This window comes from Phreatobacter sp. (assembly GCF_016793595.1).
Lineage (GTDB): Bacteria > Pseudomonadota > Alphaproteobacteria > Rhizobiales > Phreatobacteraceae > Phreatobacter.
This window is the reverse complement of record NZ_JAEULY010000003.1, coordinates 51,239-66,191: the sequence shown is the minus strand read 5'-3', so window position 1 is coordinate 66,191 and position 14,953 is coordinate 51,239. Positions and strand designations below refer to the sequence as shown.

The window sequence follows — 14,953 nt, the reverse complement described above, 5'->3', positions numbered from 1 at the left end:
GCGCGTCTCAGGCCGATGCTGGCGATGCCAGCACCGCCTCGACCACTTCCTGGACATCCAGCGCCTCGGCCAGTGTCGCGAGGTTGAAGGGTTCGCCGCGTGTCATTCGCGCGACGCCTTCGAGCTGGCGCTTCAGCACGAGCGGGCGCGCCTTCTCGTTCGGCAGCGCATCGGGATCGCGCTGCCACGAGCCATCCGGCATCCGCCGCTCGGCGACCGACCAGTCGCAGAGCCTGACGGCGCCGGCGCCGCCCTCGATCATCCAGATATTGTGGTCGTCCTTGGTCGTGATGCCGACAGTCCCCGACAGCGTCACCGGCAGGTTGCCGGCGGTCAGCGTCGCGGCGATGCGTCGTTCGGAGCGGCCCGCCTCGGGGAAATCGGCGCTTGCCTTCAAGCCGGCTAGTGGCCCGCCCAGCCGGCGCGACAGGAACAGGAAATGCGACACGACCTCGCGGCTGAAGCCGCCCTGCGCCCGCGCATCCAGCCAGCCCGCCGCGTCCGCCTGCCAGGAGCGCGGCCATGTCGCGAAAGCGACCTCGATGGCGATGCGTCGGGGCGTGCCGATCACGCCCTCGGCGATCCAGCGCTGCAAGGTGGCGACCGCCGGCGACGAGGCGAACGGGAAGTTGACCGCCCCCCTGCTTCCTGCCTCGGCCACGAAGGCGCGCGCATCGGCGAGGTCCACTGCCAGCGGCTTCTCGCAGAAGACGGTCTTGCCGGCCGACAGAGCCATCCGCGCATAGCCGAGATGCGACGCCGGGGGCGAGGCGACATAGAGGCAGTCGCAGGCGGCGATCGCCGCTGCCGCATCGCCGAGCCACGGCACGTCCGGGAAGGCGGCGGCGATCCGCGCCATGGCATCCGGGGACGGGTCCCAGATGCCGGCGACGCGGATGCTTTCGCCCGCTTGCGACAGGGCGGCGCCGAGGAGGCGCTCGCCCATGATGCCCGCCCCGACAATGCCGAGGACGATGCGGTTGTCGGCCATGTCAGCCACGTCAGGTCGGCATGGCGGTTTCGACGAGCTTGGCCCAGTAGCTGGTGCCGGCCGGAATGGCGCTGTCGTCGAAATCGTAGGCGGGGTGATGGCAGGCCGCCGTGTCGCCGTTGCCGACGAAAATGTAGCAGCCCGGACGCTGGTTGAGCATGTAGGAGAAGTCCTCCGCGCCCATCAGCGGCGGGGTCTCGGCATCGACCTTGTCGTCGCCCACCACGGCCTTGGCGACCTTGACCGCGAAATCGGTCTGGTCGGCATGGTTGAACGTCACGGGATAGCCGCGCTGGTAGTCGACCTTGGCCGTGCAGCCCATGCCCTTGGCGACGTTCTCGGCGAGTTCCTTCATCCGCGCCTCGACCAGATCCTGCACCTCCGGCTTGAAGGTGCGCACCGTGCCGAGCATGCGCAGCGTTTGCGGGATGACGTTGAAGGCTTCGCCCGCCTTGACCGAGGTGATGGAGATCACCGCGCTTTCGATGGGATCGACGTTGCGCGAGACGACGGTCTGCATGGCGAGGCCGATGGCAAAGCCGGCCTGCACCGGATCGACGCACAGATGCGGCATGGCGCCGTGGCCGCCCTTGCCCTCGATGTCGATGATGAAGCGATCGGCGGCGGCCATGGACGGGCCCTTGCGCACCGCGAAATGGCCGACGGGAATGCCCGGCATGTTGTGCATGCCATAGACCTCCTGGATGCCCCAACGCTCCATCAGGCCGTCCTTGACCATGGCGTCGCCGCCCCCGCCGCCCTCTTCGGCCGGCTGGAAGATGATGATGGCGGTGCCGTCGAAATTGCGGGTCTCGGCGAGGTACTTCGCTGCGCCCAGCAGCATGGCGGTGTGGCCGTCATGGCCGCAGGCGTGCATCTTGCCGGGGATCTTCGACTTGTAGGGGGCGTTGGTCGCCTCCTCGATCGGCAGCGCGTCCATGTCGGCTCTGAGGCCGATGACCTTGCCCGAACCGTTCTTGCGGCCCTTGATGACGGCGACGACGCCGGTCTGGCCGATGCCGGGCACCACTTCGTCGCAGCCGAATTCCTTCAGTTTCTTCTCCACGATGCCGGCCGTGCGGTGCACGTCGTAGAGCAGTTCCGGGTTCTCGTGGAAATCGCGCCGCCAGCCGGTGATTTCGTCGTGAAGGTCGGCGATGCGGTTGATGATGGCCATGGAACTCTCCGGAGGGCGATGCGAAAGGCGGCAAGCTAGCCCTTCGCGCGCGCGGAGGCGAGGGGGTGGTGCGGATCACTGGGATGCGGCAGCCTCATGATCCCTCGGTTCACCCACCCGGATTGATCGGCCGGTTCTGCGTCCAGTCGAAGGTGCCGGCATCGCGTTCGCGCACCGCCTGTTTCCAGCCGACCTGTTCGGCCCGCGTCTTGAAGTTGATGCCTTCGGGCGAGTGGCGGGTGATGCCGTCGAAGATGGTGGCGAACATCTGCGTCTGCTTGAGGCCCATGGCCTCGATGGCCTGATTGACGACCAGCTTCTGCATCATCAGCTGGTTGACCGGCACCGTCGCCATCCGCTCGGCGAGCGCCTCGACCTCGCGGTCGAGATCGGCGGCCGGAACGGCCTTCAGCACCAGCCCGAGCTTCTCGGCCTCGCGGCCGTCGATCTTGTCGCCCGTGAACAGCATGCGCTTGGCCTTTTCCGGCCCAAGCCGATAGACCCACATGGCCGTGGTCGGGCAGCCCCAGACGCGGACGGGCATGTAGCCGATGCGGGCATCCTCGGCCATGACGGTGATATCCGAGCACATGGCGATGTCCGAACCGCCCGCCACAGCGAAGCCGTGCACCTTGCAGATGACCGGCCGGTAGGAACGCCAGAGCGACATGAACGCCTCGGTGTTCCGCATCATGAAGGCATAGTCCTTCATGGGATCCCAGGGCATGTCCTGAGTCGCCTGGCCGTTGCCGTTGCCTTCGGCGTAGTAGGCGAGGTCGTAGCCGGCGCAGAAGGCATCGCCCTTGCCGGACAGCACGATGACATGGACGGAGGGATCGGCATTGGCCCGCGCGACGCAGTCCGCGAGTTCGGCCGGCACCTCGTCGTCAATGGCGTTCAGCACCTCGGGCCGGTTCAGCGTGATGCGGCCGATCCGGCCATCCTTCTCGTAGACTACCTTGGCCATCGCAGCCTCCCTGCCGGGCCCATTCTGGTCGGGCACCGTTCGGGAGGATGCTATCGCCGCTCATGCGAATGAGAGAGTGGGCCCAAGGACGGACGTGCTTTCCCGCCATGCCCGGCTTGGTGCCGGGCATTCGCGTCTGCCTTTGCCGCTATGCTCAAGTCGCGGATGGCCTGCATAGCCGAGGCGTTGCCTCGGCGCTTTTTGCAAAAGGACGGCGGCTGAAAGCCGCCTATGCCCGGCCATGACGCCTCGGGGGGTCTGCGTTCCAGGCGGTCCGGGGGGCAGTCGTGCGTCACGCCGGCATGCGGTTTTCCACCAGCTTGGCCCAGTAGCTCATGCCGAGCGGGATGATCTCGTCGTTGAAGTCATAGGCCGGGTGGTGGACGTTGGCCGTGTCGCCCTGGCCGATGAAGATGAAGGCGCCGGGACGGGCCTCGAGCATGTAGGCGAAATCCTCGCCGCCCATGATCGGCGTGGTGTCGCGATTGACCGCGGCATCGCCCACGACAGCCGAGGCGGCATCGGCGGCGTAAGGCGTCTGCGTCTCGTGGTTCACCGTGACCGGCACGACCCGCTCGTAGATCACCCGGGCGGTTGCGCCGAACACGGCGGCCGTGCGCTCGGCGAGTTCCGTCAGGCGCTGCTCGATGAAGTCGCGCACGCCCGCGTCGTGGGTGCGCACCGTGCCGCGCAGCTCCGCCGTCTGCGGGATGACGTTGTTGGTGAAGCCGGCATTGAAGGCGCAGATCGAGACCACCGCGCTCTTCAGGGGATCGATGTTGCGCGCGACGATGGACTGCGCCGCCGCGACGATGTGGGAAGCGACGAGGATCGTGTCGATGGAGAGGTGGGGCTTGGCGGCATGGCCGCCCTTGCCTTCGACCTCGATGCGGAAATTGTCGACCGCCGCCAGAAGCGGGCCGGGGCGGAGCGCGAACTGGCCGACGGGCAGGCCCGGCGCATTGTGCATGCCGTAGACCTCCTGGATGCCGAAGCGGTCCATCATGCCGTCCTTCACCATGGCGTCGGCGCCGTTTTCGCCCTCCTCGGCCGGCTGGAAGATGACCGCGACCGTGCCGTCGAAATTGCGGGTTTCGGCGAGGTACTTGGCCGCGCCCAGCAGCATGGCGGTGTGGCCGTCGTGGCCGCAGGCGTGCATCTTGCCGGGAACCTTGGAGGCATGCGGCAGGCCGGTGATCTCCTGAAGCGGCAGGGCGTCCATATCTGCACGCAGGCCGATCACCTTGCCGGAGCCGTTGGCCCGGCCCTTGATGATGCCGACCACGCCCGTCCGGCCGATGCCGGTGACGATCTCGTCGCAGCCGAACTCCTTCAGCTTCTCCGCGACGATGCCGGCCGTGCGGTGCACGTCGAACTGGAGTTCGGGATATTCGTGGATGTCGCGCCGCCAGGCGGTGACTTCCTCGTGGAGGGCCGAGATGCGATTGACGATGGGCATGGGGGCTCCGGGGCGTGATCAGGCAGCGAGGCGGGTTTCGACGAGTCTTGCCCAGTAGCTGATGCCGATGGGGATGATCTCGTCGTTGAAGTCGTAGGCGGGGTGGTGGACGCCGAAATCGCCGCCCTGGCCGATGCCGACCATGCAGCCGGGACGGGCCTCCAGCATGAAGGAGAAGTCCTCCGCGCCCATGGAGGGCGGCTTGTCGCGGCGGACATTGTCCGGGCCCACGATAGCGGCGGCGACAAGCGCCGCATGCTCGGCCTCGGCGACGTGGTTCACCACCATGGGACAGCCATGGATGTAGGTGAAGGTCGCCGTCGCGCCGAAGGTCCGGGCGGTCTTCTCGACGACCTCGCGCAGGCGGGCCTCGACCAGCGCCTGCACGTCCTTCGTCAGAATGCGGACGGTGCCGCGCAGTTCGGCCGTGTGCGGAATGACATTGTTGGCATGGCCGGCATTGAGCGAGCCGATCGACACGACGGCGGCCTCCAGCGGATCGACATTGCGCGAGACGACCGACTGGATGGCGATGACGATCTGCGCCGTTGCCAGCACCGTATCCGCCGCCAGATGCGGCATCGCCCCATGACCGCCCTTGCCCTCGACGAGGATGTGGATGCGATCGGCGGCCGCGCTGGTCGGCCCAGCCTTTACGGAGAACGTGCCGGCAGGGTCGATGCCGTTGTGCATGCCGTAGATTTCCTGGATGCCGAAGCGCTCCATCATGCCATCGGCGATCATCTCGCGCGCGCCGCCGCCGCCTTCTTCCGCCGGCTGGAAGACGAGCGCCACCGTGCCGGCGAAGTTGCGGGTCTCGGCGAGATATTTGGCGGCGCCGAGCAGCATGGCCATGTGCCCGTCATGGCCGCACGCATGCATCATGCCGGGAACCCTGGAGGCATGCGGCAAGCCGGTGATCTCGGTCAGCGGCAGCGCGTCCATGTCCGAGCGCAGGCCGATGACCCTGCCGGTGCCCGCATGGCTGCCGCGGATCAGCGCCACGACGCCGGAGCGGCCGATGCCGGTCACCACCTCGTCGCAGCCGAACGCGCGCAGCTTCTCCGCGACGATGGCCGAGGTGCGCGGCAGATCGAACAGGAGTTCGGGGTGCTGGTGGAAGTCGCGGCGCCATTCGGCCGCCTCATGGGCGAGGTCGGCAATGCGGTTGCTGATCGGCATGGGGGCCCGGAGCGGCTGCGAGGAAGGGGCGCCCTTCCGGCTTGCGGAAGGGCGCGGGCGTCGGGATCAGGCGGGCAGGCGGCTCTCGACGAGCTTGGCCCAGTAGCTCATGCCGATGGGGATGATCTCGTCGTTGAAGTCATAGGCGGGGTGGTGGACGTTCGGGCCGTCGCCCTGGCCGATGAAGATGAAGGCGCCGGGGCGGGCCTCCAGCATGAACGAGAAGTCCTCGCCGCCCATCACCGGCACGGTGTCGCGGTTGATCGCGTTCTCGCCGACCACGGCGGCGGCGGCGTCGCCGGCGAAGACGGCATTATCGGCATGGTTCTTCGTGACGGGATAGTCGCGATGATAGACGAGCTTGGCGGTGCCGCCGAACACCGCCGCCGTGCCCTCGACGATGGCGTGAAGGCGGGCCTCGACGAAGTCGCGCATCTCCGGGGTCAGCGTGCGCACCGTGCCCTGCAGGCGCGCCGTCTGCGGGATGACGTTGTCGGTGAAGCCGGCATTGAAGGCGCAGATCGACACGACCGCGTTCTGCAGCGGGTCGACGTTGCGCGAGACGATGGACTGGGCGTTCACGATGATCTGCGAGGCGATCAGGATCGTGTCGACGGCGAGATGCGGCTTGGCGGCATGGCCGCCCTTGCCCTCGACGAGGATCTCGATGCGGTCGGCGGCGGCCATGAGCGGACCGGGGCGCAGCGCGAACTGGCCGACGGGCAGGCCCGGCGCATTGTGCATGCCGTAGACCTCCTGGATGCCGAAGCGATCCATCATGCCGTCATTGACCATTTCGCGGCCGCCGCCGCCGCCCTCTTCCGCCGGCTGGAAGATGACCGCGACGGAACCGTCGAAATTGCGGGTTTCGGCGAGGTACTTGGCCGCGCCCAGCAGCATGGCGGTGTGGCCGTCATGGCCGCAGGCGTGCATCTTGCCGGGAACCTTGGAGGCATGGGCCAAGCCGGTGATCTCGGTCAACGGCAGCGCGTCCATGTCGGCGCGCAGGCCGATGACCTTGCCGGAGCCGGTGTTCCGGCCCTTGATGATGCCGACGACGCCGGTCTTGCCGATTCCCGTGACGATCTCGTCGCAGCCGAACTCCTTCAGCTTATCCGCGACGATGCCGGCCGTGCGGTGCACGTCGAACTGCAACTCGGGATATTCGTGGATGTCGCGCCGCCAGGCGGTCACCTCGTCGTGAAGGGCCGAGATGCGGTTGACGATGGGCATGGAAACCTCCGGAAATCGAAGCGGCAACCAAACCGGAGCCGGATGCCGCGGTCAATCGACCTGCCATGCGGTCACGTGCTCTTGACGCGCATGGCTCGGCTCGGGCTCCCTCGGGCAATGACAGCCTCTCCCATGAACCTGACCAGCATCGAACTGCTCGAGCGCCTCGTCTCCTTCCCGACCGTGTCGGAGACGCACAATCTCGACTGCATCGCCTTCATCGGCGAATACCTTGCCTCGCACGGCGTGCCTTTCGAGGTGCTGCCGCAGGCCGACGGGCAGAACGCCAACATCTTCGCGACCATCGGACCGAAGGGCGATGGCGGCGTGATGCTGTCGGGCCATCTCGACGTCGTGCCCGTGGAAGGCCAGCCCTGGACGAGCGATCCGTTCAGGCTGACGCCGAAGGGCGACCGGCTCTACGGGCGCGGCGCCTGCGACATGAAGGGGTTCGACGCCTGCGTCCTTGCGGCCGTGCCGGCGATGATGAAGGCCGACCTCAGGCGCCCGATCCACATCTGCCTCTCGGCGGACGAGGAAGTGCGGATGGACGGCGCGCGCGCCATCGCCGCGAAGCTCGGCGCCGACTGGCCGAAGCCGGCCGTCTGCTTCGTCGGCGAGCCGAGCCGGATGAAGGTCGTCACCGGCCACAAGGGCTATTTCGTCATCTATACCCATGTGCGCGGGCACGAGGTCCATTCCTCGAACCGCTATGCCGGCGTCTCCGCGATCTTCGTCGCGGCCCGGCTGGTCAGCTGGATGGAGGACCGCGACCTCCGCAACAAGGCCGAGGCCGAGCGCAATGGCGGCGTGCCCTATTTCGAGCCGGGCTGGACCATGCTCCATGTCGGCCAGCTCAACGGCGGCACCGCCCACAACATCACGGCGCTGGACTGCCGCTTCGTGACCGGCATACGGCTGGTCCCCGGCGACGACGGCTTCGCCTATCTCAAGGAATACGAGGCCTTCGTCCGCACAGAGATCGAGCCGGCGATGAAGGCCGTGCATCCCGATGCCGGCGTCTTCATCACCCACCGCGTCGGCAGTCCCGCGCTCGGGCGCGAGGCGGACGGCGAGGCCGAACGGCTCGCGCGCCGGCTCACCGGTGACAACGGCGTCCAGGTCGTCGCCTATGGCGCGGAAGCCGGCATCTTCCAGCGCGCGGGGCTGTCGACCGTCATCTGCGGGCCCGGCGACATCGCCCAGGCTCACCAGCCCGACGAGTGGATCGAGGTCTCGGAGCTCGCGAAGTGCGACGCCTTCCTCGCCGGACTGGTCCGCGAGTGTTCGGCCTGAACCGGGACGGCACGCCGTCCCGGCCGGGCGGCGCGGCCGTCAGCGCTGGCGCGCGATGATCCGGGCCTGGATGTTGTCGTAGACGCCCTGCGGAATGACATTCTTGCGCGGCAATTCGTCCTTGCCGCGGTAGGGCCGGCCGCGGATGATCGCATCCGCGCGGGCTTCGCCGATGCCGGGCAGGGTCATGAGCTCGGCGCGGCTCGCCGAATTGATGTCGATGAGGTTGGCGGCAGGCGCGGTCGGATTGACCGGCGTCGTCGGCATGGGCGTTGCCGGACGCGTCGTCGGCGTCGAGGGCGCCGGCGTTGTCTGTGCGATGGCGACCGAGGCGGCGAGGCTGATCGCGGCGGCGGCAAGAAGGGTCTTCAGCATGCGGCGGCTCCCTGATGTCGCGCCATTGGTTGCGCGGAATCAGGCAAATTCATGCCGGATTCGCAGGCGCCCGACCAGCTTTCCGTTTGGTCAGCCAGGCCCGCCCGCCCGATGCGGCTGATTGACGCATGTCATGTCAATTGTATCATAAAAGCGAACGTTCATTCATTTTTGCATTGCACCATCCATGGCGCCGGTCTAAGTGACTGCGCCGGAGTTTCCCCCACTGATGCCGCGTATCGACAACATCCAGCGCACCGACCGGAAGGCGGCGATCCTCGATGCGGCCGAACGCTGCTTCGTGCGCTCGGGCTTCCATGGCGCGTCGATGAGCGAAATCTGCGCCGAGGCAGGGATGAGTCCGGGCAACCTCTACCGCTACTTCCCGTCCAAGGAAGCCATGATCGAGGGCCTGTGCGAGCGTGATTTCGAGGAGGTCGGCCAGCAATTCGCCGAACTCGCCGACGCGCCCGACATATGGCAGGCGTTCCGGGAGCTGGCGAAGGTGCACATGGTCGAGGAGCCGCGCGAGCACTGCGCCATGTGGATCGAGAGCATGTCGGAGGTGGCGCGCAATCCGCAGATCGCGGCGCTGCGCACGCGCATCGACGCTTTTATCCACGACAAGCTCCTTGGCGCCCTGCAATTGGCCAGGGCGCGCGGCCAGACCTCGCCGCATGCCGATCTGGACCGCGCCGTCCAGTTTCTCATTACTTTCGCTGACGGGCTGATGCTGCGGCGCGCCCGCGATCCCGATTTCGACCCCGTAAACGCCATGTCGATCATGTTCGACGTGCTCGCGGGCATGCTGCTGACACCGTCCGCGCCGTCCACTGATAATGCGACCTGAGCCATCATGACACGCTCCCTTTCCCCCGTTCTCGCCCTTGTCGCGCTCGTTGCCGCCGCGCCGATGGCGCTCGCCCAGACACGCGCGCCTTCCGTCACCGTCGCCACCGCCATGCGCGGCGACCTGCGCGAGACCGTGATCGCCACCGGTTCCTTCGTCGCCCGCGAGGAAGTGCTCGTCTCGCCCGAGATCGAGGGCCTGACGGTCATCGAGATCCTCGCCGAGGAAGGCGACCGGGTCCGGGCCGGGCAGGTTCTGGCGCGCCTCAACCGTGAGATGCTCGACGTGCAGCTTGCGCAGAACGGCGCGCAGATCGCCCGCGCCGAGGCCGCCATCGCGCAGGCTCGGGCCTCGATCGCCGAGGCGACGGCGGCCAAGTCGCTGGCCGACCAGCAGCTTCAGCGCACGCGGCAGCTCCAGCAGACCGGCGCAGCCTCGGCCGATGCGCTCGACCAGCGCGTCTCGGCGGCCCGGACCTCGGCCGCGCGGCTGGAAGCGACGACCAACGCGCTGGCTCTGTCGGAAGCCGATCTCGCCCTCGCCCGGAGCCAGCGCCGCGACATCGAGCTGCGCATCGCGCGGACCGAGATCAAGGCATCGGTCGACGGCGTCATCTCGCGCCGCACCGCCCGGCTCGGCCAGATGGCCATTGGCGCCATGGGCGCGCAGTCCGGCGATCCGCTGTTCCGCCTGATCGCGCGCGGCGAGGTCGAGCTTGAGGCCGATGTCCCGGAGACGACGCTCGCCCGGATGCGCCCGGACCAGCCCGCCACCATCGACGCCGCGGGTTTCGACAAGCCGCTCGCCGGTGCGGTGCGCCTGGTTGCTCCCGAGGTGCGCACCGCCAACCGGCTCGGCCGCGTGCGGATCAGCGTCAAGGGCGACGAGCGCCCGCCGCTCGGCGCCTTCGGTCGCGGCACCGTCGAGGTGGCGCGGTCCCAGGGCATTCTCGTGCCGCTGTCGGCGGTGATGTTCGGCCGCGCCACGACGGTGCAGGTCGTCAAGGACGGCGTGGTGGAAACCCGGCCGGTGGTCACGGGCCTGCGCGCCGAGGGCCGGATCGAGATTCGTGAAGGCCTCGCCGAGGGCGAGAAGGTCGTCGCGGTTTCGGGGAGCTTCGTGCGCAACGGCGACCGCGTGACGCCGACCGATGTCGCGTCCAGGTAAGGCGGAGACGGAGCCATGTCGTTCAACGTTTCGGCCTATTCGATCCGCCAGCCGGTGCCGTCCATCGTGCTGTTCGTGGTGCTCTGCTTCCTCGGCTGGATGAGCTACACGAACCTGCCGGTCACGCGCTTCCCGAATATCGACGTGCCGCTGATCCAGGTGACGATGACGCAGGCGGGCGCGGCCCCGGCGGAACTCGAGACCCAGATCACCAAGAAGGTCGAGGACGCGGTCGCCAATATCACCGGCGTCAAGAACGTCATTTCCAACCTGACGGACGGCGTTTCCACGACCATCATCGAGTTCCGGCTCGAGGTGAACACCGACCGCGCGCTCAACGACGTCAAGGACGCGATCGCCAAGATCCGCGCCGACCTGCCGCGCAACATCGACGAGCCGATCATTGAGCGGCTCGACGTCGAGAACCAGCCGATCATGACGGTGGCGGTAGCGACCCCGAGCATGACGCTGGAGCAGCTGTCATGGTTCGTCGACGACACGGTGAAACGCGAGCTGCAGGGCCTGCGCGGCATCGGCCGCATCAGCCGCAACGGCGGCGTGCTGCGCGAAATCCGCGTCTCACTCGACGCCAACCGCCTGATGGCGCTCGGCGTCACGGCGGGCGACGTGAACCGCCAGCTGCGCGCGACCAATGTGGATCTCGCGGGCGGGCGCGGCGATGTCGGCGGCCAGCAGCAGTCGATCCGCACGCTCGCGGGCGCGCAGACGGTGGAGGAACTCGCCAACACCAAGATCGTGCTGCCCGGCGGGCGCGAGGTGCGCCTGTCGGATGTCGGCACCGTCACCGATCTCTACGAGGAGCCGAAGAGCTTCACGCGCCTCAACGGCGAGACGCCGACGGTCGCCTTCCAGGTGTTCCGCTCGAAGGGCGCGTCCGACGTGCGCGTGGCCGCGCTCGCGCGCGCCAGGATCGAGGAACTCAAGAAGCAGTTCCCGAACATCACCTTCACCGAGATCGACAATTCCGTGAACTACACCGCCGGCAACCACAAGTCGGCGATGGAGATGCTGATGGAGGGCGCGGCCCTCACCGTCATCGTCGTCTTCCTGTTCCTGCGCGACCTGAGAGCCACGATCATTTCGGCGGTGGCGCTGCCTCTGTCCATCATCCCGACCTTCTGGGTCATGGAGATGATGGGCTTCTCGATGAACCTCGTCTCGCTGCTGGCGGTGATTCTCGTCACCGGCATCCTCGTCGATGACGCCATCGTCGAGATCGAGAACATCGTCAGACACATGAAGATGGGCAAATCGCCCTACCGCGCCTCGATGGAGGCGGCGGACGAGATCGGCCTCGCGGTCATCGCGATCTCGCTGACCATTGTCGCGGTCTTCGCGCCGGTTTCGTTCATGGGCGGCATTGCCGGCCAGTATTTCAAGCAGTTCGGCCTCGTGGTCGCGGTGGCGGTGCTGTTCTCGCTGCTGGTCGCGCGCCTGGTCACGCCGATGCTCGCGGCCTATTTCCTGCGGCCGCACGCGCACAGGGAGCCGAAGGACGGCGTCCTGATGCGGGCCTATCTCGGCTTCCTCAGGACCACCGTCCGGTTCCGCTACCTGACGCTGCTCGCCGGCATCGGCGTGTTCGCGGTGTCGATCTGGGCGATCAAGTTCCTGCCCACGGGCTTCATTCCGTTCCCGGACGAGGCGCGCTTCGTCGTCTCGATGGAGCTGCCGCCGGGCTCGACGCTGGACGACACCCGCGAGCGCTCGGACCGGCTGGCGCGGCTGATCAAGAAGGAAATCCCGGAGGTCGAATCCGTGCTCGTCGTCGGCGGCGCCAATCCCGTCGGCACGCTGGAAGTGCGCCGCGCGACCGTCATCGTGCGCCTCACCCACAAGACCAAGCGCGAGCGCACGCAGCGGCAGATTCAGGAAGCCACCTCGCCGCTGTTCAACCAGATCCCGGATATTCGCGCCTGGTACGTCAACGATCGCGGCGAGCGCGAGGTGTCGATCATCGTGCGCGGCAACGATGCCGAGAACCTGTCGAAGGCGGTGGCGAATCTGGAAGCCGAGATGCGTCAGATTCCGGGCTTCGTGAACGTCGCGGCGACCGCTGGCCTCGAGCGCCCGGAAATCCGCGTCGTGCCGAAGGCCGACGAAGCCGCGCGCTACGGCGTCACCACCGACCAGATCTCGGAAGCGGTCAGGGTCGCGACCATCGGTGATGTCGCGGCCAACCTCGCCAAGTTCAATGCCGGCGACCGGCTTGTGCCGATCCGCGTGCAGCTCGACATCGCGACGCGCGCCGATCTCGACATCATCTCGGCCCTCACCGTGACGACGGCGTCGGGCCAGCAGGTGCCGCTGACGGCCGTGGCCGACATCTCGTTCGGCCAGGGTCCGTCCTCGATCGAGCGCTACAACCGCGTCCGGCGCGTCAATATCGGCACCGACCTTTCGGGCGGGCTCGAGATCGGGCCGGCGCTGGAGCAGATCTTCGCCCTGCCGGCGGCGCGCAACCTGCCGGCCGGCGTGTCGTTCCAGCGCGGCGGCGACGCCGAGATCATGGCTGAGGTCTTCCAGGGCTTCGCGCTCGCGATGGGCACCGGCCTCCTGATGGTGCTCGGCGTGCTGGTGCTGCTGTTCCACTCGGTGTTCCAGCCGCTGACCATCCTGATGTCGCTGCCGCTTTCCCTCGGCGGCGTCATCATCGCCCTGCTGCTCACCAACAACGCCATCTCCATGCCGGTGGTGATCGGCATCCTCATGCTGATGGGCATCGTGACGAAAAACGCGATCATGCTGGTCGACTTCGCGGTCGAGAAGGAGCGCGAAGGCATGAGCCGCACCGAGGCGATCCTCGATGCCGGCCGCAAGCGCGCCCGCCCGATCATCATGACCACGCTCGCCATGGGCGTCGGGATGATCCCGCCGGCGCTCGGTTCCGGCGACGGCGGCGAGTTCCGCGCGCCGATGGCCATCGCGGTGATCGGCGGTCTGATCGTCTCGACCGTGCTGAGCCTCGTCTTCGTGCCGTCGTTCTACACGGTGATGGACGATGTCGGCCGCTTCTTCGGCTGGATCTTCGGGCGCTTCGTCGGTCCCGCCGACGAACCGGACGATGAGCAGGCGGGGCATGGTCATGGCGGCCGCCCGCCGCTGCTGCTGCCCGCCGACGCCCCTCAGGGCAGCGAGTCGCAGCGCCCGATCAGGGTCGCCGCCGAATAGGAATCCAGATCTCCGGTCCCAAAGCCGGAGAGATGGTGAAGCCCGGTGCCGGTGGGTCCGCCCCCGCCTGCGCCGGGCTTCTCTCGTTTCCGGGGTGGTTCACAGGAACAGGTCCCCGGCGGCCTCGACGCTCTCCACGACGAAGCGATAGGCCTCGTCGATGCGGGCAATGCGGCGCGTATCGACATGGGCGACGAGGTGGTAGGTGCGCCGGATCGACAGCTGCGGCAGCACGCGGACAAGTTCGGGCATGTCGCGCGTGGCGTAGTCGTGCAGGACGCCGATGCCGGCGCCGGCCTTCACTGCCTCCATCTGGGCCAGCACGCTGGCGCATTCGAGCCGGCGCTGTCCGGCGTCGAAGGCCGGCGGATAGTAGGTCAGCGCTTCGGAGTAATGCAGTTCCTGGACCGATGTGACCATCAGGTGGCGGTGCAGGTCGTCGGGTTTCGCCGGCATCGGGCGGCGCTGGAAATAGCTGCGCGCGGCATAGAGGCCGAGACCGTAATCGGTCAGTTTGCGAACGGTCAGCCGGCCGTCGGGCGGCGGGTCGATGACGATGGCGAGGTCCGCGTCGCGCTTCGACAGCGACATGGTCCGCTGCAACGGCACGAGCTGGATGGTGAGGTCCGGGTGGCGTTCAGCCAGCCGTCCGAGGCGGGGGCCAAGAAACAGCGCGCCGAAGCCTTCCGGCGCGCCGACGCGGATCGTGCCCGAAATGACGCGGTCGACCTGCGAGACATCGGCCTGCGCGTCGAGCCAGGCGGTCTCCATCGCCTCGGCGGCCGCGACGAACTTCTCGCCGGCGACGGTGAGGCTGACGCCGGCCGTGGAGCGGGCGAAGAGTTGGGTGCCGAGCGATGTTTCCAGCAGCGAGATGCGCCGGGCCACCGTCGCATGGTCGAGCGTCAGTGCCCGCGCGGCGGCGAGAAACTGGCCGGTGCGCGCCACGGCGAGGAAGACCCGGACATGATCCCAGTTTGGCGTCATATGCGCATCTTACGCCAAAATGCGCACAACGCATGCGCCATCTTGGTGCTTGGTTGCCGCATGGCTTCGCTCTAGGG

12 protein-coding genes are annotated in these 14,953 nt (G+C 67.7%); 4 read left to right on the top strand and 8 right to left on the bottom strand.

The genetic code is table 11. From position 1 onward, the window contains the following. Positions 1-7: 7 nt before the first annotated feature. From JNK84_RS03150 to JNK84_RS03125, 6 genes are all read right to left on the bottom strand, one after another. Positions 8-991 (bottom strand): Gfo/Idh/MocA family protein, encoded by a 984-nt coding sequence (locus JNK84_RS03150; RefSeq protein ID WP_293420481.1) that lies wholly within the window; start codon positions 989-991, stop codon positions 8-10. A gap of 10 nt (positions 992-1,001) precedes the next feature. Beyond that, entirely contained in the window at positions 1,002-2,168 is a 1,167-nt protein-coding gene (locus JNK84_RS03145; protein ID WP_293420479.1) for a M20 aminoacylase family protein, read from the bottom strand. Between the two features lie 109 nt (positions 2,169-2,277). After that, complete coding sequence (locus tag JNK84_RS03140; RefSeq protein WP_293420477.1) at positions 2,278-3,135, bottom strand: crotonase/enoyl-CoA hydratase family protein; 858 nt, start codon at positions 3,133-3,135, stop codon at positions 2,278-2,280. A gap of 292 nt (positions 3,136-3,427) precedes the next feature. Continuing rightward, on the bottom strand, positions 3,428-4,594 hold the full coding sequence (locus JNK84_RS03135) for a M20 aminoacylase family protein (protein ID WP_293420475.1): 1,167 nt from the start codon (positions 4,592-4,594) through the stop codon (positions 3,428-3,430). Positions 4,595-4,612: 18 nt separating this feature from the next. Next, positions 4,613-5,776, bottom strand: a complete 1,164-nt coding sequence (locus JNK84_RS03130; protein ID WP_293420473.1) for a M20 aminoacylase family protein — start codon at positions 5,774-5,776, stop codon at positions 4,613-4,615. Between the two features lie 66 nt (positions 5,777-5,842). Further along, a complete protein-coding gene (locus JNK84_RS03125; protein ID WP_293420471.1) occupies positions 5,843-7,009 on the bottom strand; it encodes a M20 aminoacylase family protein in 1,167 nt (388 codons plus the stop codon). A 132-nt stretch (positions 7,010-7,141) separates the two neighbouring features. Here JNK84_RS03125 and argE point away from each other — a divergent pair, with 132 nt between their 5' ends. Then, positions 7,142-8,305, top strand: coding sequence for an acetylornithine deacetylase (gene argE, locus JNK84_RS03120; RefSeq protein ID WP_293420469.1), 1,164 nt, complete (start codon positions 7,142-7,144; stop codon positions 8,303-8,305). Positions 8,306-8,344: 39 nt separating this feature from the next. Here argE and JNK84_RS03115 read toward each other — a convergent pair whose 3' ends face one another. Next, a complete protein-coding gene (locus tag JNK84_RS03115) occupies positions 8,345-8,680 on the bottom strand; it encodes a ComEA family DNA-binding protein (RefSeq protein ID WP_293420467.1) in 336 nt (111 codons plus the stop codon). Positions 8,681-8,909: 229 nt separating this feature from the next. On the opposite strand from JNK84_RS03115, the gene JNK84_RS03110 reads away from it, so the two are divergent. Genes JNK84_RS03110 through JNK84_RS03100 form a run of 3 tightly spaced genes read left to right on the top strand, consistent with a single transcriptional unit; the run spans position 8,910 to position 13,889 of the window. Then, a complete protein-coding gene (locus JNK84_RS03110; protein WP_293420465.1) occupies positions 8,910-9,530 on the top strand; it encodes a TetR/AcrR family transcriptional regulator in 621 nt (206 codons plus the stop codon). A gap of 6 nt (positions 9,531-9,536) precedes the next feature. Beyond that, positions 9,537-10,697, top strand: a complete 1,161-nt coding sequence (locus JNK84_RS03105) for an efflux RND transporter periplasmic adaptor subunit (RefSeq protein WP_293420463.1) — start codon at positions 9,537-9,539, stop codon at positions 10,695-10,697. Positions 10,698-10,712: 15 nt separating this feature from the next. Next, positions 10,713-13,889: an efflux RND transporter permease subunit gene (locus JNK84_RS03100; RefSeq protein WP_293420461.1), complete on the top strand. Its 3,177-nt coding sequence runs from the start codon at positions 10,713-10,715 to the stop codon at positions 13,887-13,889. Between the two features lie 99 nt (positions 13,890-13,988). Here JNK84_RS03100 and JNK84_RS03095 read toward each other — a convergent pair whose 3' ends face one another. Then, a complete protein-coding gene (locus JNK84_RS03095) occupies positions 13,989-14,876 on the bottom strand; it encodes a LysR family transcriptional regulator (RefSeq protein ID WP_293420459.1) in 888 nt (295 codons plus the stop codon). Positions 14,877-14,953: the final 77 nt, after the last annotated feature.